This window comes from Pauljensenia hongkongensis, assembly GCF_001746855.1.
Taxonomy (GTDB): domain Bacteria; phylum Actinomycetota; class Actinomycetes; order Actinomycetales; family Actinomycetaceae; genus Pauljensenia; species Pauljensenia hongkongensis.
Genome location: NZ_CP017298.1, coordinates 1,385,193 through 1,387,923, shown reverse-complemented (window position 1 = coordinate 1,387,923; position 2,731 = coordinate 1,385,193). Strand labels below are relative to the sequence as shown.

At 71.8% G+C, this 2,731-nt stretch carries 2 protein-coding genes; one reads left to right on the top strand and one right to left on the bottom strand.

Going from position 1 to position 2,731, the window contains the following annotated elements:
- Positions 1 to 572 precede the first annotated feature (572 nt).
- Complete coding sequence (locus BH719_RS05720) at positions 573 to 1,172, bottom strand: hypothetical protein (RefSeq protein WP_009743855.1); 600 nt, start codon at positions 1,170 to 1,172, stop codon at positions 573 to 575.
- 327 nt (positions 1,173 to 1,499) lie between these two features.
- Between BH719_RS05720 and BH719_RS05715 the strand changes: the two genes are divergently transcribed.
- Positions 1,500 to 2,731: DNA polymerase III subunit gamma and tau (locus BH719_RS05715; RefSeq protein WP_157098263.1), on the top strand; the 1,232-nt coding region annotated here is incomplete at its 3' end.

Here is a 2,731-nt window from a genome sequence, read left to right as displayed (position 1 = left end):
GCCACGAGCGGCCCCGTTCCCAGTGACCGGGCCGACCGGCCGCGCCTGATGACCGGGCCGACCGGCCGCCAGCCCCACCGCTACCAGCCTTTCCGAGTCCAACCGCGGCATCGGGGCAGGAAACCACCTGTGGTTAGCCCCCATCGGGGCAGGTTAATCCCCATTGGGGCAGGAAACCACCCATTGGGGCAGGCTAATAACCTACCCCAATGCACCGTAACCTACCCCAATGCGACAACGCACCCGCCCCAGCAGCGCCCGGCCACGGAGAAGCTGCCCCATTGCCTACCCCAATGACCCATTGCCCACCCCAATGCGGGCCTGCACTCTCCCCCAAACGACCCATTGCCTACCCCAATGACCCATTGCCTACCCCAATGCGGGCCCGCGCTCCCCCCAAATGTCCCATTGCCTACCCCAATGCGGGCCTGCCCAGCCCGGCGGGGCCCGACGCGCCCGCCCCGTGCCTCGGGCGGGAACGTTCCCGTCCCCCTTATCACGCCCGCGTACCGCGTTCGCTGCGCCGGGCCCTTCCTGCGCACGGCCCCGACGATCAGCCGGTCACGAGCCGATCACGCCCCTTTGGCCAATCGCACGAGCACTGAGGCGACGCGGTGCTGCGCGGTGCGGTCGTCGCGTCCGGTGAGTGGGTCCGAAGCGACGACCCACAGTCCCGTGGCCGAGGGCGGCAGCGCGGTGCCCGCCTCGACCAGTGGACCGACATGCGGCCAGGCGGGTCCGTTCGCGGGGAAGAACCACGCTTGAGGGGCGTAGGCGAGCGCTCGCTCGGCGTCGGCCGCGACGTGAGCGGGCACTGGGACTTCCGCTTCTTCGCCGACTCCGGCGTATGCTGCTCCGAGGCCGATGGCGAGTTCAGCGGTGACCGCCCGGGCTTGCCGCCACCTCCGCGCGGCACGCGACGCCTCGGCGCGCGGCCGCAGGCCGAGGGGCACCCCTAGCGACAGCGCTGCGAAATCCACGTCGAGCACCCACCACGACGGGTCGTCCCCCTTCATCTTCCTGACTGTGGCCTTCCCGATCCCCGGGCGCTTCCGCGCGCCCTTTTGGCGCCTCTCGCGGGGCGCCAAGAGGGCCAGCGCCTCGTCCTCGCCCACGTCGATGTGCTGGGGGAGGACGACGCCGATGCACATGCTGGTTCCGAGGTGCGCCATGCGGTCCACTCCTGCCGCGATGAATAGATAGAGGGAGCACAGCGCCCCCTTGCCAGGGTATCGCCGGCAGGCCGTGGGCGCCTTCTCTGGCGTGCCATGAACGCCTTCGCGCCGCCTGTCCAGGGCATCCCGCGCCCCCCGCTTTCCGGGGCGCCCCACTCCGGCGGGCCGGAGCCGGGGGCAGGAGCACGACCAGGGCTGCGTCGCGTTGCCCGCTCCGCTCCGGCGGGCCGGGTCCGGGGGATGCGGGCCCGTCCTCGGCGCACGGATTCCCGAATCCCTGGGGGAGGGCACGCGAACGCCCCCGCCACCGTTTACCCTGGAGGGGTGACAACAGCTTTGTACCGCAGGTACCGCCCCGACACTTTCGACGAGGTGATCGGCCAGGAACACGTGACGGAGCCGCTGAAGGCGGCGCTCCGGGCGAACCGCGTGACGCACGCCTACCTGTTCTCGGGCCCGCGCGGCTGCGGCAAGACGACGTCCGCGCGCATCCTGGCGCGCTGCCTCAACTGCGCGCAGGGGCCCACGGACGCGCCGTGCGGCCAGTGCGCCTCGTGCAAGGAGCTGGCGACGGGCGGCTCGGGCTCCTTGGACGTCGTCGAGATCGACGCGGCCTCCCACGGCGGCGTGGACGACGCCAGGGACCTGCGCGAGCGCGCCACTTTCGCGCCCGTGCGCGACCGCTACAAGATCTTCATCATCGACGAGGCCCACATGGTGACGAACCAGGGCTTCAACGCACTGCTCAAACTGGTGGAGGAGCCCCCCGAGCACGTGAAGTTCGTGTTCGCCACGACTGAGCCCGAGCGCGTCATCGGCACGATCCGCTCGCGCACCCACCACTACCCCTTCCGACTGGTGCCGCCCGACGTGCTGGGTCCGTACTTGAAGGAGTTGTGCGCCCAGGAGCGCGTCCGCGTCGGCGACGGCGTGCTGCCGATGGTGATGCGCAGCGGCGGGGGGTCGGTGCGCGACACCCTGAGCGTGCTCGACCAGCTCATGGCGGGCGCCATCGACGGCGAGGTCTCCTACGCCACTGCGGTGGCGCTCCTGGGGTACACGGATTCGGCGCTGCTCGACGAGTCGGTGGACGCCCTGGCCGGTGGCGACGGGGCCGGCGCGTACAGGGTCGTGGAGCGCATGGTCGAGTCCGGGCACGACCCGAGGCGCTTCGTCGAGGACCTGCTCCAGCGCTTGCGGGACCTGCTGATAATCGCGGTCGCAGGCGACGGGGCGCGCGATGTCCTCTCCGACGCCCCCGCCGACCAGTTCGAGCGGATGCAGTTGCAGGCGAAGAACTGGGGTCCCAAGGGCTTGTCGCGCGCCGCCGACCTGGTCGACGAGGCACTGCGGTCGATGACTGGCGCGACCTCCCCGCGCCTGCAGTTGGAGCTCCTGGTGGGCCGCATCCTGGTGCCCGTCGCCCCCGCGCAGCCGGAGGGGGCGCTGGAGGGCGCCGTCGGCCTGGTCGGCGGCGGTTCCCCCCACGAGGCCGCGCCGGTCGGCTCGGACACCGCCGCGGGCGCTTCGGGTGGGGGCGCCCAGGGCAAGGGGCG

Bases quoted from the DNA above. Each gene is read 5' to 3' on its own strand.
- BH719_RS05720 (WP_009743855.1), bottom strand. From the start codon at position 1,172: ATGGCGCACCTCGGAACCAGCATGTGCATCGGCGTCGTCCTCCCCCAG.